General features: G+C 35.5%; 23 protein-coding genes. 12 read left to right on the top strand and 11 right to left on the bottom strand.

The genetic code is table 11. The features are described from left to right. Positions 1 to 62: 62 nt before the first annotated feature. From AAC601_RS10820 to AAC601_RS10800, 5 genes are all read right to left on the bottom strand, one after another. Entirely contained in the window at positions 63 to 932 is an 870-nt protein-coding gene (locus AAC601_RS10820) for a nucleoside phosphorylase (RefSeq protein ID WP_303269972.1), read from the bottom strand. A gap of 121 nt (positions 933 to 1,053) precedes the next feature. Next, entirely contained in the window at positions 1,054 to 2,025 is a 972-nt protein-coding gene (locus tag AAC601_RS10815; protein ID WP_340153264.1) for a rhodanese-related sulfurtransferase, read from the bottom strand. A 46-nt stretch (positions 2,026 to 2,071) separates the two neighbouring features. After that, complete coding sequence (locus tag AAC601_RS10810; RefSeq protein ID WP_340153263.1) at positions 2,072 to 2,713, bottom strand: acetyltransferase; 642 nt, start codon at positions 2,711 to 2,713, stop codon at positions 2,072 to 2,074. 60 nt (positions 2,714 to 2,773) lie between these two features. Continuing rightward, positions 2,774 to 4,063, bottom strand: a complete 1,290-nt coding sequence (locus AAC601_RS10805; protein ID WP_340153262.1) for a hypothetical protein — start codon at positions 4,061 to 4,063, stop codon at positions 2,774 to 2,776. Then, positions 4,021 to 5,298: a DUF2851 family protein gene (locus tag AAC601_RS10800; RefSeq protein WP_340153261.1), complete on the bottom strand. Its 1,278-nt coding sequence runs from the start codon at positions 5,296 to 5,298 to the stop codon at positions 4,021 to 4,023. The genes AAC601_RS10805 and AAC601_RS10800 overlap by 43 nt, the downstream gene beginning before the upstream one ends. Positions 5,299 to 5,640: 342 nt before the next feature. Here AAC601_RS10800 and AAC601_RS10795 point away from each other — a divergent pair, with 342 nt between their 5' ends. Then, entirely contained in the window at positions 5,641 to 6,873 is a 1,233-nt protein-coding gene (locus AAC601_RS10795; RefSeq protein WP_303269977.1) for a spore maturation protein, read from the top strand. Positions 6,874 to 6,986: 113 nt separating this feature from the next. Further along, a complete protein-coding gene (locus AAC601_RS10790) occupies positions 6,987 to 7,265 on the top strand; it encodes a TIGR03643 family protein (protein ID WP_303269978.1) in 279 nt (92 codons plus the stop codon). A gap of 38 nt (positions 7,266 to 7,303) precedes the next feature. Here AAC601_RS10790 and AAC601_RS10785 read toward each other — a convergent pair whose 3' ends face one another. From AAC601_RS10785 to lpxK, 3 genes are read right to left on the bottom strand one after another with little or no spacing between them, the layout of a single operon-like run. Beyond that, complete coding sequence (locus AAC601_RS10785; RefSeq protein WP_303269979.1) at positions 7,304 to 7,903, bottom strand: tRNA-(ms[2]io[6]A)-hydroxylase; 600 nt, start codon at positions 7,901 to 7,903, stop codon at positions 7,304 to 7,306. Between the two features lie 9 nt (positions 7,904 to 7,912). Then, a complete protein-coding gene (locus AAC601_RS10780) occupies positions 7,913 to 9,754 on the bottom strand; it encodes a putative porin (protein WP_340153260.1) in 1,842 nt (613 codons plus the stop codon). Between the two features lie 31 nt (positions 9,755 to 9,785). Then, positions 9,786 to 10,808 (bottom strand): tetraacyldisaccharide 4'-kinase, encoded by a 1,023-nt coding sequence (gene lpxK / locus AAC601_RS10775; protein ID WP_303269981.1) that lies wholly within the window; start codon positions 10,806 to 10,808, stop codon positions 9,786 to 9,788. 83 nt (positions 10,809 to 10,891) lie between these two features. Here lpxK and AAC601_RS10770 point away from each other — a divergent pair, with 83 nt between their 5' ends. The 6 genes from AAC601_RS10770 to AAC601_RS10745 all read left to right on the top strand — a co-directional run bounded on the left by AAC601_RS10770 (position 10,892) and on the right by AAC601_RS10745 (position 16,122). After that, a complete protein-coding gene (locus AAC601_RS10770) occupies positions 10,892 to 11,989 on the top strand; it encodes a Nif3-like dinuclear metal center hexameric protein (RefSeq protein WP_340153259.1) in 1,098 nt (365 codons plus the stop codon). A gap of 4 nt (positions 11,990 to 11,993) precedes the next feature. Continuing rightward, on the top strand, positions 11,994 to 12,788 hold the full coding sequence (locus AAC601_RS10765; RefSeq protein WP_303269983.1) for a C4-type zinc ribbon domain-containing protein: 795 nt from the start codon (positions 11,994 to 11,996) through the stop codon (positions 12,786 to 12,788). Positions 12,789 to 12,986: 198 nt separating this feature from the next. Further along, positions 12,987 to 13,241, top strand: a complete 255-nt coding sequence (locus AAC601_RS10760) for a (2Fe-2S) ferredoxin domain-containing protein (RefSeq protein ID WP_340153258.1) — start codon at positions 12,987 to 12,989, stop codon at positions 13,239 to 13,241. A gap of 111 nt (positions 13,242 to 13,352) precedes the next feature. Continuing rightward, positions 13,353 to 14,540, top strand: coding sequence for an MFS transporter (locus tag AAC601_RS10755; protein ID WP_340153257.1), 1,188 nt, complete (start codon positions 13,353 to 13,355; stop codon positions 14,538 to 14,540). After that, a complete protein-coding gene (locus AAC601_RS10750) occupies positions 14,533 to 15,615 on the top strand; it encodes an aminotransferase class V-fold PLP-dependent enzyme (protein ID WP_340153256.1) in 1,083 nt (360 codons plus the stop codon). The genes AAC601_RS10755 and AAC601_RS10750 overlap by 8 nt, the downstream gene beginning before the upstream one ends. Before the next feature lie 33 nt (positions 15,616 to 15,648). Next, a complete protein-coding gene (locus tag AAC601_RS10745; RefSeq protein WP_340153255.1) occupies positions 15,649 to 16,122 on the top strand; it encodes a hypothetical protein in 474 nt (157 codons plus the stop codon). A 25-nt stretch (positions 16,123 to 16,147) separates the two neighbouring features. On the opposite strand, the gene AAC601_RS10740 is transcribed toward AAC601_RS10745, so the two are convergent. Together AAC601_RS10740 and folK are read right to left on the bottom strand one after the other, a co-directional pair. Next, positions 16,148 to 16,747 carry an MCP four helix bundle domain-containing protein gene (locus tag AAC601_RS10740; RefSeq protein ID WP_340153254.1) on the bottom strand — a complete coding sequence of 200 codons (600 nt, stop codon included), beginning with the start codon at positions 16,745 to 16,747 and terminating at the stop codon, positions 16,148 to 16,150. Between the two features lie 236 nt (positions 16,748 to 16,983). Further along, positions 16,984 to 17,472: a 2-amino-4-hydroxy-6-hydroxymethyldihydropteridine diphosphokinase gene (folK, locus tag AAC601_RS10735; RefSeq protein WP_340153253.1), complete on the bottom strand. Its 489-nt coding sequence runs from the start codon at positions 17,470 to 17,472 to the stop codon at positions 16,984 to 16,986. 132 nt (positions 17,473 to 17,604) lie between these two features. On the opposite strand from folK, the gene sppA reads away from it, so the two are divergent. The 3 genes from sppA to AAC601_RS10720 all read left to right on the top strand — a co-directional run bounded on the left by sppA (position 17,605) and on the right by AAC601_RS10720 (position 22,338). After that, positions 17,605 to 19,356, top strand: coding sequence for a signal peptide peptidase SppA (sppA, locus tag AAC601_RS10730; protein ID WP_340153252.1), 1,752 nt, complete (start codon positions 17,605 to 17,607; stop codon positions 19,354 to 19,356). 64 nt (positions 19,357 to 19,420) lie between these two features. Beyond that, positions 19,421 to 20,425, top strand: a complete 1,005-nt coding sequence (bioB, locus tag AAC601_RS10725) for a biotin synthase BioB (protein ID WP_340153251.1) — start codon at positions 19,421 to 19,423, stop codon at positions 20,423 to 20,425. A gap of 248 nt (positions 20,426 to 20,673) precedes the next feature. After that, the gene (locus tag AAC601_RS10720; RefSeq protein ID WP_340153250.1) at positions 20,674 to 22,338 is read left to right on the top strand and encodes an alpha-amylase family glycosyl hydrolase; all 1,665 of its coding nucleotides are present in this window, start codon (positions 20,674 to 20,676) and stop codon (positions 22,336 to 22,338) included. Between the two features lie 63 nt (positions 22,339 to 22,401). Here the strand turns inward: AAC601_RS10720 and AAC601_RS10715 are convergent, their stop codons facing one another. Next, positions 22,402 to 22,752, bottom strand: a complete 351-nt coding sequence (locus AAC601_RS10715; RefSeq protein WP_303269993.1) for a 4Fe-4S binding protein — start codon at positions 22,750 to 22,752, stop codon at positions 22,402 to 22,404. A 285-nt stretch (positions 22,753 to 23,037) separates the two neighbouring features. On the opposite strand from AAC601_RS10715, the gene AAC601_RS10710 reads away from it, so the two are divergent. Beyond that, on the top strand, positions 23,038 to 25,296 hold the full coding sequence (locus tag AAC601_RS10710) for an FUSC family membrane protein (RefSeq protein WP_340153249.1): 2,259 nt from the start codon (positions 23,038 to 23,040) through the stop codon (positions 25,294 to 25,296). Positions 25,297 to 25,312: the final 16 nt, after the last annotated feature.

Below are 25,312 nucleotides of genomic sequence, written 5' to 3'. Positions count from 1 at the left end.
CAATCATTTTCGATTAACAGTTGCTTCAGCTCTACAAAGTTAGATTGTATTATTTCGGAATTCTACAATTCTGAGGCTTTATCCAAAACCTTCTTAATCAATTCGTCTATAGTTTTATCGGAATTTTTTGAAAACTGATGTGTCATTCTGTTTGCTACTATTGCATTGCAACTCAAAACCTCGTGGCCAAGCAATCTTCCCATGGCATAATATCCAGCAGTTTCCATTTCGAAATTAGTCAACCATAAATCTCCGTAATGAAACATTGATAACTTGTCTGCTATGTCAGGAAATCGTATCGGAGTACGCAATTGTCTACCTTGAGGAGCGTAGAAACCGGGACAAGTCACAGTATTTCCTATATTCATCTCTTCTGAAAAATGTTTGAGTAAACTGGATGACCCTTCTACGCAATAAGGTCGGAATGGTAAATTAATTTCCAATTGAAAAGCAGACTCAACATTGGATTCTGCCTCCGTCCTTTCCAATGGATAAAAGTGCATCAAAGTATCCAAACCTATTGCAAACTGTGAAGCTAATAATGAGTCAACTGGCAAGTCTTGCTGCAAACCTCCTGATGTCCCAATTCTAATAATTTTTAATGCCTTTTTCTTAGTTTTGTCCACCCTTTTTTTAAGATTGATGTTGGCAAGAGCATCCAATTCGGTCATCATTATTTCTACATTATCAGTGCCCATTCCCGTGGACATTACAGTAAGTTTCCTTCCCTTATAAGTACCTGTATGAGTGATAAACTCTCTTTTGTTCATCTCAAAAGTGATTTTATCAAAATACTGACTCACCTTGTGCACACGGGATGGATCACCAACTGTTAGAATCACATCTGAAATATCCTGAGGCTTTAAACTTAAATGATAAACGGAACCGTCTTTATTCAAAATTAATTCTGACTCAGGATATTTTTTCTCCATGTTAATTTTTATTAATGTGGTAATTCATTCAACTTCTGATTCAAGCATTCAGACTTTTTTTAAAATCTACTGAAGCTTAGATCTTTTAGGTCCAAGAGAAAGTAAGTGACCTTCTCTATAGTTATTTCGTTTTTTCCAATTTTCCTTGAAATCCCTTATATGGATCATATCCATTGGTATTCTTTTGATAATAACCAGTTCCGTTATATTCTCTCTTTTCTGGATGTTCTTTACACTCCTCTGAACAAGCTCCTTCCATTTCCCATCCACATTTCTCACAAATCGGCACATGTACATTACAATCAGGATTAGCACAATTGACCATCCTGTCTGAATGCGTCCCGCAAACAAAGCATTGCGAGACTACTTTTGGATTAATTTTGTTTACATCCACTGAAAGTCTATTATCAAAAACATAACATTTCCCTTCAAAGTCTTCACCATCGGCTTCTAAACCGTATTTTATAATTCCACCATGTAATTGATGAACGTTTTCAAATCCCTGCTCTAGTAAAAATGCACTTGCTTTTTCACATTTAATTCCACCAGTGCAATAAGTGACAATCTTCTTGTCTTTAAATTGCTCTAGTTCATTAATCTTATCAGGAAAGTCTCTAAAATTCTCTATATCTAAAGTTACAGCATTCTTAAATCGCCCTAATTCATGTTCATAATTAGATCGAACATCCAAAATCACCATATCTTCCTGATTTTTAATCATCTCTCTGAACTGTTCGGGCTCAACATAAGCTCCAGTTCTCTTTCGAGGATTGATGTGCGAAAGGCTTGAATGCACTATTTCAGGCTTATGCCTTACATTTAACTTTTTGAAGGTATGCTCAGGATGAAAATCCTCTTTGAAATCAGTATCCGCAAAACGAGAGTCCGCTTTTACCCTTTTCATATACTCGTCTACATTTTCAGTGCTTCCTGATACCGTACCGTTTAATCCTTCCTTTGAGACAATAATTCTCCCTCTTAAGTCCAGCTCCAAACACATCAAATGATGCTCATCTCTAAACAGATCAGGATTCTCAATCTCTGCGTAGCAGTAATAAAGTATTACTTTGTAATTGTTTTCTGTATTGTCCATAATCTCCTCCTTAGTGTAAATAAGGTGATTTTATATTTGTAATTAATTATTTTTCAATCGTTTGAGCAGGATTTCCAAAAACAGTCTCTCCGTCTTTGACATCTCTAATTACTACTGAGCCTGCCCCAATGTTTGCTTTCTTCCCTATTTTTACTCCTGATACAACAGTGACTCCGGAACCGATAAAAGTTTCATCTCCAACTACAACACCACTATTCAACTGTGAACCTGCACCAACTTGTACATAGTCTCCAAGCTCTACATTATACTCAATTAAAACACCTGAGTGTATCAAGCAATGATTTGGTACTTTCGAATACGCCCCCAAAACAGCTCTTGCGTTAACGAAATTTCCATATCCTAAATGCGCTGAATTCGAGACAATTGCCTGGGCATGAATTGCATTTGCGGGCATTGTTTTTCTACGGTCATTTAGCATTTTAGTGATCTTTTTTCGTGCCTTCATATTGTCTTCCGCCACAAAAGCATCACACTTTTTGCCAATGTATTTTAAATAACCATCATCATCTGTTTCTCCTAAAACAGATACGAAATCAATCTCAGTCCCATGCATCTCCTTGTCATCATCCAAAAAGCAATAAATTTCAACATTATTACTTCTAAATATTTCAGCAACAGATGGCCCTATTCCTTTAGCTCCTAAGATTATTACTGGTTTTTTATCCATATTTGATTTTTAGAATTGCAAAGTTAAGGCTAATTAATGCCTTGCGCAATAAAGCGCTTCCTATTTTAAGTTAAGTTTATATTTATTTAAGATCATCAAAACTAATAACCACAAAAACGGCATATATGCCACCTCATACCGAATTAAAGTCCCAAAATTGGGTGTTGCTAAAGATAGGACTGAAGATAAAATTGGCGAATAAATAAGAATAGCTATCCCCCACCATTTTTCAGTTTGATTAAATTTCATTTTAAAAGAAAGGAAACTTGCAATAAGAACTAGAACAGTAAAAACTCCCTTCTCTATAGCCCACAGCATGGAAAAGGCATTGAATGATTCCCAAACCAACGGCCTGAAAACACCAGTGAACCAAGCCAAAGGAAGGTTCTTTATAAAAAATAAAATGTTATTTTCTGTATTTTGAAAATGAATAATAGCGACAGACGAATTTCTAGCTATTACATCGTGACTAATTCGAACCAATTCAAAAAATCGACCGCTATTAAAAACGGGATGCATAAGAGCCATACCTAAACCTCCAATGATCAATAGAGCCAAAAAGAGCGCTATTTTCGTTCGAAATCTGAATTTGCTCAAAAAGTTAGATTGACTAAAAAAAAGTGCTAAACATAATATAGGAATCAATACAATTGGGACATAATATTTTACTTGCCAAAGAACTAAAAGACATACCAAGATTGGCATCGAATAAATCCAGTTCTTGTAATTATTTTTCCACATTAGAACAGCATATCCTAAACCATAAATCGACATAGTCATTAGGCTTTCTTTCAACAAACCTGAACTCCAAAATGTAATGGAGGGAATAAAAAGCAAAGCAACATAAATAGCACGTTTATGCATTCTGCAACATTTCCGCAATTGATAAGCAAAACCCCACGTTGCTAAACCCGAAAAGAAACTTAAGTAAATACTCATAGTGAAATAATTACCTTGTGAAAAAGCATATAAAAAACTAATGCATCTTACAAAGAAGAAAGTTCTTGGCTCATATTGAGCGGAGAATTCGGCTAATGATAAATTCAGAGGGGAGAATCCTACCCATGAAGAAAAGGAAATTCGATCTCCGTGGAAATATTGGAAAAGGACTTCAGCCTGCTCGTAAAAGTAAATAGTATCACCAATCCCCCCGTAAAATGACCAATACAAAAAACCAATTAAGATACCACAACAGATTTTTAGAAGAGAAAAAGTGAAAAATACCATTTTATCATCACCATTCGCTGTTTTTCGATATATCAAAACAAAAATTGTAGATATAAGCAAAATATGAAAGAAAACTGTCATCATGCTTTCAAAATGGATAAGCCGATGCTGCAATCCAGACATTTTTTGGGTTGGCAATAATCATTATGAAGTTGAATCATGGCTTGTGAATCAAATGCTGATGTAATCTCTTCCCCTAAGTCAGAGAATTTTTTGGTAATATAATTCTTTTCAGCCTTTATGCCATTTAAAAGTTGAATGGCTTTATCCATGTATTTTTCTTCTCCAACGCTATTAGCATACAGTGCTAATAGTGGTGGAAGGCAATTTATAATCAGCGTTTTAATAGAATTTTCACCCAATTGCTTTTTACGAAATTTGCTTTCCTTATCGAATTGATAATGGTTCAACCAGTAATCAGATACCTTAACCTTCATTCGTTTTTGGATTGACTTTAAATTCAGATCAATTACAAAAGAATCGAATATTGAAGGGAATATATGTAAAATCTGAGCTAATTCTGCCAATCTGATAGTTGGAAAATTAGCAGGCCTTAATCTGAGAAATCGCCACTCATGCACATTCATTGGGCTTCCTAAAGTTGCATGATGCTTATGCTTTAAAAATTCCCACTCTTTCTTAAGTTGATTTGGATACGAATCTTCAAAACTGCTATTTAGAAATCCAGAACAGCCAAATAATAAGGCTTCTAACTGAAAAACATTTGCCCTATACTTTTTGATTAAACTGTAAGGTAAAATTTCAGCCAAATGCTCGAACGGATGTTGATTAACCTTAAAACCCATGGCCGACAGCAACATAAAATAAGAAGCTTGATCCCAATTCTGTGTCCCGAAGAAATGTGTTTTCGCTTTCTCTGATTTTCGATGAAGTCTTTCCACCAAAACTTTTTCTAGCATTTCAGATTTATGTAAATCGCTAACTTCAAACCAATGTCCGGCACAAGGAATCTCATCTTGCGAGTTCTGCAGCTTCTCAAATTTTTCAATCAAAGTATAATCAACCCTATCCTTCAATTCAATTGTTGGTATTTTACTGCCATCAGGATGCTGAATGGGTTTATCATTTTGCCATACTACATGTAAAACCACATTTTCATAGTTTGGATCATGATGATGATGGTGACGATTCCAGTCTGAAGACTTAATATGAATTTCTACAGCCCCATTCCACTCCATTTCGTCTACTAGAATTTTAGCATGTTGAAAATCAGGCCCAGAATTATGATGTGCAAATCCAGTTTTGATTGTTTTTACCAAACCACCATCGGTAGTTTCTAAATCAATTTTATTAAATTTTTGGTAGCGCCAAACGTAATGTAAAAAATCCTCCTTCATTGGGTCATTAGTAGGTTGAAAATTGAATATCTAAAAACTATGGATTTATTACAAATTAGATCAGTTTTTTAAAGCAATGACAGACGGAACCTTAATAAATAGTCTATTGTCCACTGTTGCGATTTGTTGTGCATGAATTATGGATCGTTTAAAGCTTTGGAACTAACGGTATTTGATATTATAGATCTGCCAAATGGAATATCAGACTTCTTAAACATCACAGAAAAGACCATTGACTCCTTGACTTATTTTAATGATGTTCGAAATATAATTTCACCTTTTCTTTCTACAAATTTCTACTTCAATATTGTAAAATCCTGTATTTAGTGATTAATTGCGCTTATGGTTCTCAATTACATCTGGATTGCATTTTTTCTTATAGCTTTTGTATTTGCCTTGGTCCAATGGATTTTCATGGGCGATATGGAAATCTTTCCTGCCCTGACCCAGGCCACTTTTGATAATGCTAAATTAGGCTTTGAAATTTCTCTTTGGCTAACTGGTGTAATGTCATTGTGGCTAGGTATTATGAAAATTGGTGAAAAAGGTGGAATGGTTTCCATTTTAGCTAAAATCACCTCTCCTCTTTTTTCAAGATTATTTCCTGAAGTGCCAAAAAACCATCCTGCCATGGGTGCAATGCTCATGAATATTTCAGCTAATATGCTGGGATTAGATAACGCTGCCACGCCTTTAGGTCTAAAAGCGATGCATAGTTTACAGGAACTAAATCCAAAAAAAGATACTGCCAGTAATGCACAGATCATGTTTTTGGTATTAAATACTTCTGGCCTGACCATCATCCCCATTAGCATAATGGTTTATAGATCACAACTAGGCGCAGCCGATCCATCAGATGTTTTTATTCCCATTTTATTGACTACCTTCTTTTCAACTTTGAGTGGACTAATAGCTGTTTCAATAGTTCAGAGAATCAATCTATTTCATAAAAATATACTACTTTCCTTAGGTCTATTGAGCTTAATAATAGCTAGTATTATTTATTTCTTCAGCAATCTAAGTCAAGCCGAAATAGGTCCTATTTCATCAAATATTGCTAATTTCATTTTATTCTCAATTATTATAGCGTTTATCGTTTTAGCGGTTCGCAAAAAAGTGAATGTTTATGATTCATTTGTTGAAGGAGCTAAGGAAGGATTCAATTACGCAATTATGATAATTCCGTATCTCATTGCCATATTAGTAGCTGTAGGAGTTTTTAGAGCATCAGGAGCGATGGATTTGCTAAAAGATGGATTGGAGGCAATGGTGGCCTTCGTGGGATTAAATACAGATTTTGTTCCCTCGATCCCTACCGCTTTAATGAAACCTTTGAGTGGCAGTGGCGCAAGAGGAATGATGGTAGATGCCATGGAAGTTCATGGTGCTGATTCCTTCGTTGGGAGATTAGTAAGTGTAATGCAAGGCTCTACAGAAACTACTTTTTATGTATTGGCCGTTTATTTTGGTTCGGTAAATATCCGTAATTCACGATATGCTCTGACTTGTGGTTTAATTGCTGATGCAGTTGGGATTGTTGCTGCAATATTGATAAGCTATATGTTTTTTTATTGATTACCTCTTGGGTACCAAATGTAAACCAGACAAAGACAAAATCTGTCAGGTTTTAAAACTCGGCAAGCCAACTGTTTTACAAAACAATCATCCTAGTCAGCTGTTTTACAAACATGAAAAAAATCAAAGATTTAAAGCCAGAAGAAATTGACAGAATAGTACAAATGGGTTGGGAAGACCGCACCACTTTTGATGCCATTTTCAATCAGTTTGGGATTTCCGAAAAGCAAACTATCAAAATCATGCGTAAGGAAATGAAGCCTTCCAGTTTCAGGATGTGGAGAAAACGCGTACAGGGCAGGAAAACCAAACATGAAGCTTTAAGAAAAGATGAGGTTAAACGCTTTAAATCTACACGTCAAAAGTCCATTAGTTTAAACAAATATAAATAATTGAAACTCTATTTACTTGTTATCGATGCGTACTGCAGTTAATGTAACCTATCCTTTCTAACCTCCAGATTCTTCATGATTTCAGCTTCTGCCTCTAATAGTTCTGCCCATCGCTTTTTTACTTCTTCTTTAGGTTGATAGCTTTCGGCTAGTTTCAGAAAATTTTTATAATGACTTGCTTCGGAAACCATCAGTTCATAATAAAACTTCTTTAGTTCCTCATCTTGAATATGAATATGCAGCTGCTTAAATCTCTCACAACTCCTTGCCTCTATTAAAGCATTGATCAGGAGCTTCTCCATTAACTGATATTTCCTGCTGCCGCCCTTAATTTCAAGCTTCATTAATTGAGAGACATATTCATCTTTTCTCTGGCGACCTAGCTTAAAGCCTCTCTTGTCAAGTTGTTCCAGCACTCTTTCAAAATGTGACCATTCTTCTGCTACAACGGGGGTCATAACTCTTACCATTTCATCCATTTCTGGAAAATTGATAATTAAGCTCATGCATGAACTGGCTGCTTTTTGTTCGCAATAAGCGTGATCAACTAAAATATCTTCAATATTTTTTTCCGCAATATCTACCCACCTTGGGTCAGTTGGTAGTTCTAAACCTAAAGTGAACTTTTCCTTTTCCATTTTCAGCTTTTAATCGAAAAATGACCAAGTAACTCCGAAGTCGAGTATTCTTTGTTGACCGCTGTAATAAGGTGCGGTGAAATATCCCCCGGCCGTTATATCTTGGTTTAAATGTCTGAATTTAATAAATATTTGTGCTGTATTGATTTTTGCAGTGGCATATAAATCCACAAACATATAGCCAGGTACCTCAAAATAGTTTTGTAAGTGAAATTGTTGTGTAACAGGATCGTAATCATCCGCAAAGTAGGTGGATTTATAATGACCTTCGAGGCCAATGCGGGTCTCTAATTTTCCTTCAAAGACTTTATGGTAATAAAAATCTAATGTAAAGAAATGCTCTGGAATTCTAAACAAATCCGCATTTGCTCCTTCTTTTAAAGTATAGATGTAATTTCCTTCAAGATTAAAAGATCGGTATTTTGCCTTTGCTTCAATACCAGGATGCAAAAGTGTTGCTGTGCCCGAGGCTTGTTGCGGCATGGCTAAGGTATCGAAATACATATGGTTGCTGACTATTTTCAGATCTAATTTAGGCTGTATCCTAAAATAATCTTTCCATTTGACATCTAATTTCCCACTCAGCTGTTGTACTTGCTCACTTCCAAAATCGTTTTGCCAAAAGTCATGATTACCTAAATGCTGTTCATAAAAGAAGGGTGAGGCAAACTGCATACTAGAGGCTGACACTGTCAAAAAAGGAATTTTCAAGCTGGCGTCTAATCGGTAATTACCACTTACTTCATATTCCGCATTTGCTTTTAATTGCCAATTTTCTTTAGGAGCAAAGCGAAAATAACCTCCTGCATAATTTTCCACTACGGGGTTTACAGTACTTAGGTATTTACCCGTATATCTAATATCCTTCCTTTTTGCATAAAAACGATAAAATGCTTCACCAATCTCCCCTTTAAAACCAATCTCATTTTGATAATATACGAATCTACTTAAATCTACAGTTGAATCTGTTCTCAAAAGAATATCATCAAAGAAATTTACGTCTGTTTCTGCTGAAGGATTGGAGTTTACAAAAGTATTCATTCGATTTGTCCGATCAAAAACATGATAAAATTGTAAAATCTTTTTCCATTTGAATTGCTGATACAAATGATACTGCTGCCTTAACTCACCACCCTGCGCATTTCTTAAATTGATATCCTCATCATCATAATCAAATAGCTCTTCATAATCTATGACCTCGGATGAATCCTTGATCCCACCTGTTTCATTTACTTTATGGAAAGTTCGAGCAAAATTAAACATTACGTGATATTTTCGATCAGGTGAACGATAATCTGTTTGCAGATCATAAGAGTGGCTCAATACATTCAAATCTCCCCTACTCTGCAATGGTCCTATTTGTTTATCTACTGTCCATCTTCTGAAACTAAATCCTACATTCCAATTTTCATTAACGTTTCGAGAAAAGTCGATTCCTATAAATGCTCTATAATTTCCTCCAAATACCGACCTCATCTGTGTAAATGGAGATTTTGTATCAAAATATTTGAATTTATCTGGTGTTTTGACGTAAGGATCATAAACTCCAAAGCCACTTCTTTTGCCAATCACATTAGGTGCTTCATAAAAAACAGGCCGCATTGCTGTTCCAATTGTTCCCAAATTTTGATAGTAATAATCAGAAATATTTACAGGGTTCCAGTTATGAGTATTATTTAAGCTGGTATCAATCGTTTGATAGGAATCAATATTATTTTTTATGTTTTCCTCTGTAGTAAAAAGTGTGGTTTTAGCTCCGTATACATTTTTGGTAGAATCGTCCGTCACCTGAGCAAAACCAGTGGTAAATCCACAACAAAAAATCGATATGATTAGTGAAAATTTCTTCAAAACAGTCGCAAAATTAACTAAAGTCATGGATTTATATAGTACTAAGTATAGAATCTTCTAAGATTCGATGAAAAGATTCTTCGTCATCCAAAAACTGTACCATGATAGGGACATAAAAAAGCCTGGTTCGAAAAGATGTAGATAGTTCGGGCATAGATATCAATCGTACCCAATCCTTTTCTGTGGTTATAATAGTAGCATTTTCCTGTTCAGCTAGGCTTTCGATTTCTTGAATTTCTTTTACTGAAAAATGATGATGATCTGCAAAATCGAAATGCCTTAAAATTTCAACTCCTTCTCGAAGTAGAAATTCTTTAAAATGATGTGCGTGGGCTATACCTGTTACTAATATTACTTTATTCCCTAGGCCTTTATCACCTACAGATGGAATAGGACGTTCATAATTAATGGAGGTAAAAAACACCTCATTTTTCGTGTAAGAGTTGATTTTAACTCTTATTTCATTTTTCTCTTTAAGGGATATGTCTTTTGGGCATTTAGTTACTACCACAACCTCTGCTCTTTTCACGCCTGACCTTCCTTCTCTGAGTGTCCCAGACGGCAACACATAATCTTTATAAAAAAGTGAACTGTAATCTGTCAATAGTATTGATAAATTTGGCTTCACACTTCTATGTTGAAAAGCATCATCTAAAATGATTATTTCATTTTCTGGAAAATCTTGCAATATACTCGGGATCGCTAAGACTCTATCCTCTCCTACAGTTACATGAGCCTTATTTTCGAATTTCTTATATATTTGAAACGGCTCATCCCCAATTGATTTAGGATCGTCATTCTTATTAGCTATTCTGAAACCTGAAGTTTTTCTTCCATAACCTCTAGATAAAGTTGAAATTTTATTCTCATAGTTTTTCGATATCAAAAATCTTAAAAGATATTCTACAAAAGGAGTTTTACCGGTTCCTCCCATAGACAAATTTCCCACTGAGATCACCCTGGTATCAAATCTGAACACAGGCTTATACTCTATATCATATAAATGATTACGGAATTGCATCACCCATTTATATAGAAAGCTGAACGGTGACATGATTAATTGCCAATACTTATTTTTAAAGACTTGCAAGGGCTGTAAAACTTTATAACTTTGATCGAATAGATTTAAAAGCAAATATGAGCAAAATAAAGGATATCGTCCAACATTTGGAAAGCATTGCGCCCCTAGACTATCAAGAATCGTATGATAATGCCGGTTTAATCGTTGGTGATGCCTCCAAAACCGTGAGTAATATTTTAATCTCATTGGATGTTACCGAAGAGGTAGTAGAAGAAGCCAAGGCAAAAAATTGCGAACTGATTGTGGCCCATCATCCGATTATATTCAAGGGATTAAAAAAACTTACCGGCAGTAATTATGTGGAAAGAACCGTAATTAAAGCTATAAAAAATGATATTGCCATTTATGCCTCTCATACAAATTTAGATAATATCAGCACTGGTGTAAATGCAAAAATAGCGGAGAAACTAAGTCTGCTCAACACTGAAGTACTAAGTCCAAAAAAAGGACAGTTGGGTAAGCTTAGTGTATTCGTTCCACAAGAGAATACAAACGAATTAAAAAAAGCCTTGCATCAGGCTGGCGCTGGCCAAATTGGTGAATACAAGGACTGCGCATTTGAATCATCCGGAAAAGGCAGCTTCCTTCCCACAGAAAAAGCAAATCCAAGTATTGGTAAATCCAATAAGCTCGAAACAGTTGATGAAAATAAAGTGGAGGTCATTTTTCCAATGCACCTAAAAAACAAAGTTTTATCTGCGATGCATAATGCTCATCCTTATGAGGAAGTTGCTTACTATCTGCACCAATTAGAAAATACATATGATGACTTGGGTTCTGGAATGATTGGAGAAATAGCGGAGCCAATGGAGCCAACAGACTTTCTTGATTATTTGAAGGAAAGAATGGGCTTAAAAGTTATAAAACATACTAAAGAGATAAACCGTAAAATTAAAAAGGTTGCAATTTGTGGAGGCGCGGGTTCATTCCTGATTTCACAGGCAAAAAACAAACAAGCTGACATTTATATCTCATCTGACATTAAATATCATGAATTTTTTGATGCCGAAGAAAGGCTGATTATAGCCGACATAGGGCATTATGAGAGTGAACGATTTACAAATGAGATATTTTATGCAGTATTGAAAGAAAATTTTGCTAATATTGCACTCCATTTAGGACAGACTGTCACGAATCCGATAAAATATTATTAACTGCATGGAAAGTACTGTAGCACAAAAGCTTGATGCTTTGAAAAAATTACAAAGCATCGATTCAAAATTAGACGATATTAAAAAAGTGAGGGGAGCCCTACCTGACGAGGTAGCTGATTTAGAAGATGAGATTGCAGGCTATGAAACCCGAATTCAAAAATTTGATGATAGCGTTCAAGCCATCAGAGACGAAATTGATGCCGCTAAGCAAGGTATTAAGGAATCTGAAAAACTGATTGCCAAATATGGTGAGCAACAAATGAGCGTTAGAAATAACCGTGAATATGATGCCATCACCAAAGAGGTCGAACTGCAACAATTGGATATTCAAATCCATGAAAAGAAAATTAAAGAAGCTCAAGCCAAAATAGAAGATAAAGAAAAAGGCATTGAGGAAACTAAAGCTTTGCACGAAGACCGTGTAAAAGATTTGGAGAGTAAAAAATCTGAATTAGGAAACATCGAGTCTGAAACTACTGAAGAAGTAAGCAAACTTGAGAAAGACAGAGAAAAAGCTCTAAAGAAAATTGAAGATAGATTAGTTGCGTCTTACGACAGATTAAGAGGAAATGTTAGGAATGGCCTAGCAGTGGTTCCTGTTAAAAGAGGTGCTTGTGGCGGGTGTTTTAACACTGTTCCTCCTCAAAGACAAGCTGACATCAGAGATAGAAAAAAATTAATCGTTTGTGAGCACTGCGGAAGAATTTTGACGGATGTTGAAGATGAAATCGTGGAAGAGAAGCCAAAAAAGAAACGTACTACGAGGAAAACTACTACAAAGAAAAAGGCTGAGAAATAGCTTGTAGAAATGTATTTAAATTTCTAAAGTCTATCAGATTATCTGGTAGACTTTTTTTTTGATTAATTTTAATGCTAAAGTGTTAATATCGGCTGAAATAACTTTCATCTATAATTCTGGTGAGTTGAAAACAAAGATTGCTATTTTTCGCTATAGTACATTTCATCTTTAGGTATCAAATATAAAATCAATTACTAAGTGAAGCCATCTCAAAATTCAAACGATCACATTTTCATCTGCACTGGAAAAGACTGCAAGAAAAACGGATGTGAGGAACTTAAGTCAGAATTGAAAAAGAATATCAAATTTGGCAAAAAGAAGAGTATTAGATTAGTAAAAACAAAATGCATGGACTATTGCAAAATGGGTCCCAATATAGTTGTAAATGGTAGACTTTTACATGCTTGTCAACCCAAAGATACTCTTGCAATTTTAGAAATACTTAGAGACTAAAAAGTCAATTCAGAATCTTAACAAAGTTTTAACTCAATATAGAAACTTACCCCATTGCTATTCAGTTAGCATTACTTAATTCAATGTAGTTACATTAATTCTGACATAAATATGACCAAATCGCCTCTATACACTAAAGATTTTCTTCTACATTGCTTTAGTTACCTATTGATGGCAGTGTCATTCTATTTTCTCTTACCTACCCTACCCACTTTTGTGACTGATGTTTTGGGTGAAAATGCTGATAAGGTAGGTTACATTATAGGGATATATGCATTATCAGCCTTAATTGTTAGACCTTTAAGCGGTTACGCTTTTGATAAATACGGAAGAAGAAAACTTTTTCTTTTTGCCATGTTTTGTTATGCTATCGTAATGGCAGCATATGGATTAGCAGCATCTTTCATATTTTTACTGTTTTTAAGATTAGTAAACGGTGGCTTTTGGGGCATTGTGACCACGGGTGGGGGAACTATTACTTCTGATTTAGTCCCGGACAGTCGCAGAGGTGAAGGAATCGGTATTTTTGGACTATCTATGACTTTAAGTATGGCGATCGGACCATTAGTTGGCTTGCAGATCTTAAGGGAAACTGGAAGCTATCAGGCACTATTCATTACTTCGGGAATTCTTTGTTCTCTTGCGGTGATTATGTCATTCTTTGTCAACCATCCCAAAATAAGTAACAGAAAAAATAAACTAAGTTGGGAAAATGTTTTTGAACCAAAGGTTTTAAAAGTCTCAATGGTTATGCTATTGCTGGCGTTTCCATTTGCAGGGATCATGTCATTTATCACCTTGTTTGCTAAAGAACTTTCCATTGAAAGTACGGGTATGTTTTTCCTAATTTATGCCATTGGAGTAAGTATCATCAGGCCTTCTACTGGTAAAATGATGGATAAAAAAGGACCTGCTTTCGTAATGCTTCTTAGTTTTGTAGGTACCATATCAGGACTAATACTTTTATCCCAAAGTACAGCCGAACCAAGTTTTCTTGTTGCAGCTTTTGTGTTAGGTTTAGGAAACGGAATTGTGATGCCTACGCTTCAAACTATGGTCATTAATATGGTGAAGGCTGAGAAAAGAGGGGTTGCTACAAGTACTTTCTTTTCATCTATTGATTTGGGGATAGGAATCGGTGCTTTTTTCTTAGGAAACATAGCAGAAATTTTTTCTCTATCTCAGATGTACTTATTTTGCGCTATCGGTATGGTGATTCCTGCTGTTCTATTTTTTGGAATAACACTGTCCGACTATAAAAGAAAGTCCAAAATCAGTATAGAGACCGCCAATGTTTGAATTATTCTTTACTCCAGGCCCGTCAGCTTTATATTTTACTGCTGAAGAACACATTAAAACCGCTTTAAAAAAAGGGGTATGCAGTACCTCCCACAGAGGTCAGCAATTCAAAGATATCTACCGGGAATGCCAGCAGAACTTGAAACATTTGATGGATATTCCTGAGGACTACCATGTACTGATTACCTCTTCGGCAAATGAAGCTTGGGAACGAATCATTGAAAATTGTGTAGAAAATGAAAGCTATCATGTGAGTATGGGAGCATTCTCTCAAAGATTTGCAAAGATCTCAACACAACTTGGAAGAAAAGTTCATGAATTAGTAGTGGAAGATGGGACTGTTCCCGATTTTGATAAGATTGAGGTGCCTAGAGATGCTGAACTTATAACGCTTTGTTTGAACGAGTCTGCATGCGGAACCACCATGCCTCTAGAAACCATCAACGCTATAAGACAAAAATATCCAGACAAATTGATAGCTATTGATGGAGTTTCAGGAGTTCCAGTTATTCCAATTGACTTTAAGAGTATTGATACATTGTATTTCTCTGTTCAGAAAGCTTTTGGTTTACCGGCAGGACTTGGTATCTGGATCGTGAATGACCGATGCTTAGAAAAGGCAATGGCTTTGGAAGCAAAGGGAAAGATGATAGGCTCTTATCATAGGTTGCCAGATATGGTCGAAAAAGCCGCAGTCTATCAAACTGCAGAAACCCCTAATATTCTTGGGATTTATACATTGGCAAAAGTGGCAGCTGATATGTTAGAAAAAGGAATACTTGCTATACGAAGGGAAATTGATTATAAATCTGCTATTCTAAATCAAGTTATTGAAGCTCATCCCCAACTACATCATTTTGTGGCAAATGAAAAACACCGCTCAAAAACGGTGAAAGTCATAAAGTCCGACTTTGAGAGTAATCTATTAATAGACCATCTTAAAAGCAAGAAAATCCATATTGGATCTGGTTATGGGGCTTATAAAAAGGAACAAATAAGAATAGCTAATTTCCCAACTCATTCCAAGGAACAAACTGAAATGCTAGTGGATTTAATTGAGGCGTTTAGGAGCTAAATCATATTTAAAAGAACCAAAAACTATCGACCAATGAAAAATATCCTGATTATTATATTTCTGACCATATCGCAATTAGCATATAGTCAATTTGATGCTCCTTTAATTGAGCGGAAAGGAAACCTAGTCCAGAATCGATACTACATTTTAGGCAAAGAAGTATCTGAGAGACAAGTGCTGAAGAAGATGAGGCCTTACGAAGTTTCTCATAAAATGATGAAATCATCTAGACGATTGGCATTTGCTTCTTCTTTAATAGCTGGATTTGGCGCAGGCACTTTTATACCCACCTTTTTCGACCCTTCTCCTCAAGTTACATTACCATTACTGATAACAGGAGTCAGTTTAATTGCAATTGCAGTTCCAATAAAGCAAAAAGCAAACAGGAAAGCAGATGAAGCGATCGACTTATATAACTCCAGAGAACTGATGGGTGAAAAGGGAACAAAAGCCGAATTCAATTTAACCTTGTCATCAACTGGAATTGGACTAATGATGACTTTCTAAAAAAGATAGCTATCCGATAACATGACTATCTTTCCTTTTTCGGGCTATATATAATCACTATTTGAATGACAATAGCTAGAAAAATCATAATGTAAATTTCAATTTGTGTAAACAAATCTACGGTATCCATAGCTCTCCTACTTTTTTCAAATTGTCTACTTCCCTCTCTAAGTTGAATCTCCGCTAAATTTTTTAAATCTCTTTTAACTACTTGAAATTGATTAAGAAGTGAACCGTCTTTTACATAATTAGATTCTATAAAATTCTTTTCGATCACTTTTAGATCGGCTAAGTTTTTTTGAAAGTCATTTAAAAACTGCGCCTCCTTAACAGTTAATTTTGTTTGAGCATAACTTATTAGATGACCATCAATTTCCTTATTGATTTGTTCATTCATCTTGCTATAAAAGCTAGAATCAGCCTTTATAGCAGCAATCTCTTTTTGATGAATATCTTCAGAGATTTTGAGGATCAAATCTTTAACAACAAGTCGGTCTTCATAAATTGACTCAACAGCTTCACTCATCTGAGAAAAATTACTTTTATCTACCAAGTTAGTAGTTATAACTAGGGTGAAAACTATCAAAATACCTAATATCCACTTTATTTTATCGAATAGATCCATTGAGTTTTTTTTGTAATAATAACAATACGTAGAAATATAAAAAAGGCTATCATTAAAATTGAATAATAGCCCGTCAAATTTCTGTTGCCTTTTGATTAACTTTCTCTTTTCTATTTCTGATGATTAAGAGGCACTTTGCCACAGCAGTAAAAAGATTCAATTTTTGTAACTAACAAAAATATCTACTTGAGCATATATTTAAACAAAATGATCAGGACTTTCCTTTTTCCAAAGATCTAAAAATACCCAAAAATGGAGACCTCTAGATGATCTTGACACTTTTCTAGTAACTGTTTTTGATCTAATTGAAAGACAGGATGAATAAAATCAGGACAAATCTCCACCAACGGAATTAAGGTAAATCTCCTTTCGGGAATTCCAGGATGAGGAACCGCCAGTCCTGCTTGATTAATGACTTGGTCATGATAATACAAAATATCAATATCAATTAAACGCTCGCCCCACTTCACCTTTCTGACCCGTCCTAATTCGAGCTCAATCTGCTGGATTACACCAAGTAATTTTTTAGGGCTATATTCGGTTTTCACCTGCAAAACCTGATTAAGAAATGCCTGTTGATCTGTTTTTCCCCATGCTGCGGTCTCGTAAACTGAAGACTTACTAACTAAGGTAACACCCTTTTTTTCTAAAGCAGCAATTGCCTGATTTAATATCTCTTCCCTATTTCCTAAATTGCTTCCAAGCAGCAAGAATACCCCTTCCATAATTAAGTTTAGCCTTCAGTAGAATTATACTTTTATATCAAATTATTTTATAGCTAATTTGCAATAAATTACAATATTAATGGAATTAGTATTGCATTAAAATTTAAATGATTATCAATCTTAATTATTATTATGAAAAGTTTTTTTAAAATATTCTTCGCTAGTCTACTTGCACTAGTAATTTTCTTTGTTGGTTTCTTTTTTATTTTCGCAGGAATTGCCTCACAAGATAGCGAAGTTAAAATTGCCGACAATTCCTTTTTGGAGATAAAACTTAATAGACCGATTGTAGAGATGACTTCTGACGACCCATTTGCTGAGTTTAGTCAAGCTCTAACAAATGAACCAACACCAATTAGTTTGATGGATATTTTAGAATCTATTGAACAAGCAAAATCGGATGAGAAAATCAAAGGCATTTATTTGGACGCCCCATTTGTAATGGCAGGATTTGCCCAAATCGAAGAAATCAGAAATGCGCTCATCGATTTCAAGGAATCGGGGAAACCAATCTTGGCATATGCAGAGGCATACTCTGAAACTGGTTATTATGTGGCATCAGTAGCTGATAATATTATTTTAAATCCTGCCGGAATGTTGGAAATGAGTGGTCTATCGTCCGAAGTTACTTTCTTTAAAGGAACATTTGAGAAATTAAATATAGAGCCTCAAATATTCAGAGTGGGTACTTTCAAAAGTGCAGTAGAACCATTCATCAGGAAAGATATGAGTGACGCTAGCAAAGAGCAGATAAGTGTTCTTTTAAATTCTGTTTACGGAGTTTTTATCAAAAATATTGCTGATGCTAGAGGAATTGACGCTGCTGAATTAAGATCGATTTCAGATCAGTTGAAAGTAAGAACAACCGAAGATGCTCTCAATTATAAATTAGTTTCTCAATTAGGATATTACGATGAGGTTTTAACGAAAATGAGAGAAATCGCTGGACTTGAAGAGGGTGTGAAAATTCCAGTTACCTCTGTAAAAAAGTATAGCAAATCCTTTGTTGCAGAAAAATACAATACGAATAGAATTGCTGTCATTGTTGCAGAAGGAAACATTGTATCAGGTAAAGGTGGTGAAGGTAGCATTGGATCAGACGTATTTGCTAAAGAAATCAGAAAAGCTAGACTAGATGATAAAATCAAAGCAATTGTATTGAGAATTAATAGCCCAGGAGGAAGTGCTTTAGCTTCTGATGTAATGTGGAGAGAAGTAAAATTAGCTAAGCAAGTAAAACCAGTTATTGCTTCTATGTCAAGTGTAGCTGCATCTGGAGGATACTACATGGCTATGGCCTGCGACACCATAGTTGCTCAACCGAATACCATAACGGGTTCAATAGGAATATTCTCGATTATTCCCGATTTATCGAAATTCATGGACTCCAAATTGGGAATCACATTTGATAGAGTAAGCACAGGTGAGTATTCAGATTTATACACGGTAACTAGAAGCTTAAATGAAGGCGAGAAGAAAATCATACAAAATATGGTAGAAAGTGGATATGAAGACTTTACTTCCAAAGCAGCTGAGGGTAGAAATATGGCTATTGATGAATTATTAAATGTAGCCTCAGGAAGAGTTTGGTCTGGAATTGAAGCTAAAGACAATGGTTTGGTTGACGTTTTAGGTGGATTTAATGATGCCGTAAATATTGCAGCACAATCAGCCGGCCTTGAAGAGGGAGATTTTATGAAAGTTTATTACCCGGAAAAACAGCCATTTATTCAACAACTGCTCCAAGAAATGGGTTCTTCAGCTAAAGTGCTGCATAAAAAGTATACTTATGGAGAAATGGCTCACTACCTTGAAGAGTTGGAATATGTAATGGAAAATAAAGGATTACAAACAAGAATGCCATTTGATTTGGAAATCAAATAATTTGCACCTTTTTTTACATTATAGTTAGAATTTCAGCTTAGCTTACCCAAAAAGAAAAACTAATATGACAGAAATAAGGAACGACTGGACAAAGGAAGAAATAGAAAAGATATATAATCAACCAATTTTAGAACTCATCTATCAAGCGGCTACCGTACACAGGGAGTTCAATGACCCTTCTGAAGTGCAGGTTTGTACATTATTGAGTGTAAAAACAGGTGGTTGCCCCGAGGATTGTGCATATTGCCCGCAAGCTGCTAGATACCATACTGATGTAAAAGTTCATAAGTTACTACCAACTGAAGAAGTGTTGGAAAGCGCAAGAATTGCAAAAGAAAACGGCAGCACACGTTTCTGCATGGGTGCAGCATGGAGAGAAGTACGAGATAATAGAGATTTCGACAGAGTATTGGATATGGTGAAGGGTATTAATGAGTTGGAGATGGAGGTCTGCTGTACCTTAGGTATGCTCACTGAATCTCAAGCTCAAAAATTAAAGGAAGCCGGGCTGTATGCTTATAATCATAATTTAGATACTTCTGAAGAGCATTACGATGACATTATCAGCACTAGAACTTATGATGACAGGCTTGATACAATTGGCAATGTTAGAAAAGCAAAAATATCGGTTTGCTCTGGTGGTATAATCGGATTGGGCGAACAACATGAAGACAGAGTAGGCATGTTGCACACGCTAGCTACCATGGAAGAACATCCAGAATCAGTTCCAGTGAATGCTTTAGTACCAGTACCCGGAACACCTTTAGAGAAACAACCAAAAGTTTCTGTTTGGGAAATGGTACGAATGATTGCAACAGCCCGGATTACAATGCCAAAAGCAATGGTAAGATTATCTGCAGGAAGAGTAAGAATGAATCAGGAAGAGCAAGCATTATGCTTCATGGCGGGAGCTAATTCAATTTTTGCTGGCGATAAGTTATTAACAACTCCAAATCCTGAAGTAAATGAAGATGCAGAATTATTTCAGACATTGAATTTAAAGCCACGAAAAGCTTTCAAGAACGGAGAGCCAGCCGTAGAATTTCAGCAAATACCAGGATCAAATTAAGAATTAGTAATTATATAATTAAGGATTAAAGGGTGGCAAGTAGCTGCCCTTTTGTTTTTTGCTTAGTACTAAATTTATGTATTAATAATTTAATTAGAGATTAAAATAATTAGATTCCTTCCTTCGAAGGAATGAAGGTCCTTTCTGGCTTTTTGCAATAAATTGATTGAATCAAAGCCCTTCAATAATTGCCAAACCCAATTTTTATTAGCAATTTCAACCCTTTATTTTTCAAACCATTTTTAACTATGAAAACCGCACCGCTATTACTTTTGCTTTTATTCATCTTCGGCTGTAATTCACCAGAAGAGTCGAAAACAACTTCCACCAAAGATGCTCCTTTTATGTGGGAAAATGCTACTGTTTATTTTCTGTTAGCAGATAGATTCAATAACGGAAATCCGAACAATGACTACAACTTTGGAAGGGAGAAGGATGGAGCAACACTCAGAAATTTTATGGGAGGCGATATAAAAGGCATTACTCAAAAAATAAAAGACGGCTATTTCAATGACTTGGGTGTGAATGCCATTTGGGTCAATCCATTAGTCGAGCAAATTCACGGATCTGTAGATGAAGGCACTGGTAAAACTTATGGATTTCATGGGTACTGGACTAAAGACTGGACAGCACTGGACCCGAACTTTGGTACTATGGCGAATCTGGGCGAACTGGTAAAAACTGCTCATGAAAATGGTATTAGAATCTTACTAGATGTGGTTATGAATCATACCGGCCCAGTAACTGAACAAGATCCAATTTGGGATGGATGGGTAAGAACTGATCCTAATTGTACCTACCAGGATTGGGAAAGCACTGTGAAATGTACGCTAGTCGACAACTTACCAGATATTTTAACTGAGTCGGAAGAAGAAGTGGAACTACCTCAACATCTACTGGATAAATGGGAGCAAGAAGGTAGACTGGATAAGGAATTAGCAGAATTAGATGAATTTTTTGAGCGTACTGGCTACCCAAGAGCTCCAAAGTATTATCTAATTAAATGGATTACGGATTATATCAAAGAATTTGGTGTAGATGGATTTAGAGTGGATACCGTAAAACATACTGAAGCTGGCATTTGGGGCGAATTATATGCAGAAGCCTTAAAAGCTTTAAGAGACTGGAAAAATGAAAATCCGGAGGAAAAATTAGATGACTTGGATTTCTATATGGTAGGTGAAATCTATAATTATTCAATTTACGATGGTCTAAATTACACCTATGACGGTGATACTGCTGTTAATTTCTTTGACGAAGGTTTTCATAGTATGATTAACTTCTCTTTAAAGTGGGAATTGAAAGACAAACATCCGGATGAGGTATTTTCTACTTATGACATTCTTTTGAATAAAGGCGAATTGAAAAACAAATCAGTATTGAATTATCTATCTTCTCATGATGATGGAAATCCTTATGATGCAGATAGAACTAATGTATTCAATACCGCTACCTATTTAATGATTAGTCCAGGTGCAGCACAAATATATTATGGAGATGAAACCGCTCGTTTATTGAATGCCGAAGCTGAGGGAGATGCCAAATTACGTTCCTTAATGAATTGGGATGAATTAGAATCTGATGCGAAACGAGACGGATACAGTATTAAAGAAATCCATAATCATTGGCAAAAATTAGGACAGTTTAGAAAAAACCATCCTGCTATTGGGGCTGGTACTCATCAAAAAATATCAGATTCCCCTTATACATTTAGCAGGTCATTAAATCACAATGATTTTGACGATAAAGTCGTAGTTGTGATGGAAGAAAACGTGAAGGAAGTCGATGTTCAAGCTATTTTTGAAGAAAATCAGAAAATACGAAATTACTACACGGGAGAAACCGCAAATGTGGAAAATGGCAAATTAAGGTTTAAGAAAGATAGTAGAATACTGCTTTTGGAAAGCGTTTGAAAAGAAAACCCGCAAGTTTGAAAAATCTTGCGGGTTTAATATTATCAACTTAACAAAGTATTTCTACTCGTTGTGCATCCATTCTTTTTTAGACATTAACTCGCCATCTGTCTCTTCATTATCAGGGTCGTCCACACAACAATCTACTGGACAAACAGCGGCACACTGCGGTTCTTCATGGAAACCAGTACACTCTGTACATTTACCAGTCACAATGTAGTAAAACTCATCAGAAACAGGTTCCTGCATTTCTTCTGCATCTACTTCCGTTCCATCTATAAGTTTAGCTTTTCCAGAAAGCGAGGTACCCCCTGCCCAATTCCATTCCACACCACCTTCATATATTGCTGTATTAGGGCACTCAGGTTCACAAGCACCACAATTAATACATTCATCTGTAATCATTATTGCCATAACTGAAAAAATTTGAGCTTTTTAGCTAATTTAGTTAGTATAACAACAAAATTACAAAGAATAAGTTTGAGCAAACAATATTCTATCTAAAATTATTTAAGTTTATAATGAATTTAAACAAGCGGATAGGTCAATAATTTCACTATTGGGATTACTCAAAGCTAAAATTGGAGCAAGAGCAAAAAAAAACAGTCACACTCATAAATCTAGCAAATACTAAAAAACCACATCTAAAAGAAATCAAATTCATCTTTATTGAGTATAATAGTAAAGGCTCAAATATCTATGACAAAAAACCTTCTCCAAAAGATTCAAAATTTTATAGGAAGCTCTGATTTTCTTAAATCTGTTTTGGTCACTTTCGGCATTGTTGTGCCCGTTTTTGTGGGCATTCAGATTAACCAACTCCCCTACTTCCTCAGTATATCTATTGGCGTCTTTTTAACATCCGGAAGTGACGTACCTGGCAGCCGCAAGCATAAAAGCGTTGGGATTTTGATTGCGACTTCTATTGCTATGCTTGCGACCATTGTAACGACTTCAGTTGCGTCAAATATATTATTGCTGTTACCAGTAATGGCTCTGATGATTTTTGGGGTCTCGTATATTTCAGTCTATGGTTTTAGAGCATCTTTGATTTCCTTTGCTGGATTATTAGCCATAGTCCTTAGTTTTGCTCATACGCAAATCGGTTCTGCTGTTTTTATCAATGCTATGTTTATTGGCGTAGGTGGCCTTTGGTATTTAATGTTATCTACCATTTCCCACCGCTTTCTGCAGAAACGTCAGATCAATAACAAATTAACAGAATGCTTTCAACTCACAGCGGAATATATTCGAATAAGAGGGAAATTAGCACTCACTAGTCAATATGGTAAAGAACTCAAAAACAAACTCTTTGATTTACAAGTCAACCTTAATGAAACGCATGAAGTTTTAAGGGAACTCTTACTAACCGAAAGGCAAAGCTCTGGATTTTCTAACTACAAAAGAAAGCAACTACTGATCTTCATCGAACTGATCGATATTCTAGAGCTATCCATGGCAAATCCTGCCAATTATGAACAAATCAATAAGCTTTTTAGAAATCAACTGCAATTCGTTGAACCTTTCATTGAATTGATATTTGAATTGTCCAACAGAATAGACCAAATGGCAGAGGCTATGCAAAAAGGGGATAAGCTACCACACAGAAATGACTTGGAGCCTATGATCGAAAAGTGCAGAGAAAAGATTCAGGCCTATGTAGAGGAAGTAAAACTACCCAACGCAAGAGAAGGCGCCTTGCTACTCCACAATCTGTTAGATTATGAAGAAAATCAACTCCAAAAAATTCAGTCTGTTGAAAGAGTTTTTTATGATTTGGAAAATCAAAGTCAAGTTGGCTTGAAAAATAAGGAGGGTCGGCAGTTTATTAGCCAACAAGATTATGACTTGAACATCTTAAAAGAAAATTTCAGTTTTAAATCACCCATCTTCAAGCATGCTGCTCGTTTGACGGTAGCCATGCTTTTAGGGTATGGGATTGGTACCTATTTTTCATTGCAAAATACCTATTGGATTTTATTGACTATAGTAGTTATCATGCGGCCAGGATATACTTTGACCAAAGAACGCTCTAAGCATCGATTGTACGGTACATTTATTGGTGCTGGAATAGCAACAGTTATTGTTTTGTTAACACAGAATGTATATATTTATACTGTCCTATCTATTCTATCGCTGACATTGGCACTAAGTTTTATCCAGAAAAATTATAGAACTTCCTCAATTTTCGTAACCACCAGTATTGTCTTTATTTATGCTCTAATCAATCCTGATGCATTTGAAGTCATTCAATTTCGAATTATCGACACTATCATTGGAGCATCCATCGCTTTCTTGGCTGGTGCATTGCTTTGGCCCGCATGGGAATCCGCCAGTATTAATAATACTATCATTCAAACGCTACGAGCAAACCGTAAATATCTTTCTGAAATCGATCGATATTATCACGAGTCAGGTGGGCTAACCAGCTATAAATTAGCCCGGAAGGAAGCCTTTTTAGAGATGGGTAATCTAAATGCGGCCTTTCAACGAATGAGTCAAGAGCCGAAATCACAACAAGAAAATTTAGGTAAAATAAATGAATTAGTGGGTCTAAATCACACCTTTTTGACTGCGATGGCTGCTTTAGGAACTTTCATTGTAAATCATAAAAATGATGAGGTTTCGAAAGACGTTGAGGTTATCATAAAAACTGTGGAGACTAATTTAAGACAAGTCCTGCAAAACTTACTGCGTAAAATTCAAACTAAAAATACGAGTCAAGAAGTACTGGAAGCAGCCTACCAACATTTGGAACAGAAATTTGAAAACCTTGTTGCTATCCGTACTGCGGAACTTGAAAGCGAGAATTTTAAACCTATCGATCCCGAATTTAGAAAAAATTTACAAGCAACTAGATTAATAACAGATCAGCTGAAGTGGTTGGTTACTATTTCTGGGAATTTAAAAAAGGTGGTCAAAACTATAAATCAAGAAACTGAAGAACAAAATCATTAAAAGACATTAATCCTAA

Origin of the sequence: uncultured Marivirga sp., from assembly GCF_963974845.1 — a bacterium.
In the GTDB taxonomy this organism is placed as follows: Bacteria; Bacteroidota; Bacteroidia; order Cytophagales; family Cyclobacteriaceae; genus Marivirga; species Marivirga harenae.
This window is presented reverse-complemented; position numbering and strand designations above follow the sequence as displayed.